The following is a 749-nucleotide window of genomic DNA, read 5'->3' as shown; positions in this document are numbered from 1 at the left end:
TTCATTGTTAATTGATCTTCATCAAAGATTCTTTTTACTACTTTTAAATTTGTGTCTTCTCCCTCTTCAAGTAATAAATAATCTTGCGCTGATTGTAAATCATACTTTTCGCAATTGCTTATTTTTTTGAACTCTCCATTCTTATCTATTAACGATTTTTTAATAGAAAAAATATCGGCGTAAAGTACACTCGCCTCTAAACCAGCTTGAATATAATATCCAAGTGACCCTTTTGCACAAATACTTTCAAACGTATTTAAATTACTAGAGTCAACGTCTTTTATTCCCCACGACGCTCTTGCCAGTGCCTCTAATTTCAATCCAGCTTCAAAATTAGTCCCTATTAAAATTATATTAGCAAGTGTTAAACCGCCTTTAATGTCGATACCTGCTTTTCCCTCAATTTTTGCTTCCCCTTTAAATTTAAGGTTAGGGCCTGTTTGATTATGTTCAAATACAATTCCGCCGTTTTTAATTCCCCCCTCAAACGAATCTGTTTGCTTCACATCCACTTCTACGCCTATTGATAAATCTGCTTTAACTACAAGCGAAGCTTCCAACATTATACTTATAGCTGGAGCAGCAGGAAGTGGTACGCGAACCATAAACAAAGATTTTTTAAATGGTTTCAGTGAGAGACCTTTTTTGTCAATAATTTCTTTCCATTCTTCAAATGTTAAAGTTTCGGATTCTTTCTTTTTACAAGCTACTTTCCCTCCGACACAGTGAGAGTAATCAAACGTGTATTT

1 pseudogene is annotated in these 749 nt (G+C 34.3%); it reads right to left on the bottom strand.

Features of this window, described 5'->3' with window-relative positions:
• A pseudogene (locus AC1DTM_RS29920) lies at nucleotides 1–749 on the bottom strand (S-layer homology domain-containing protein); the annotation flags it as partial.

Source organism: Bacillus sp. P4_D3, from assembly GCF_056401855.1.
The sequence above is the reverse complement of the archived record's forward strand: the minus strand, read 5'-3'. Positions and strand labels throughout refer to the sequence as shown.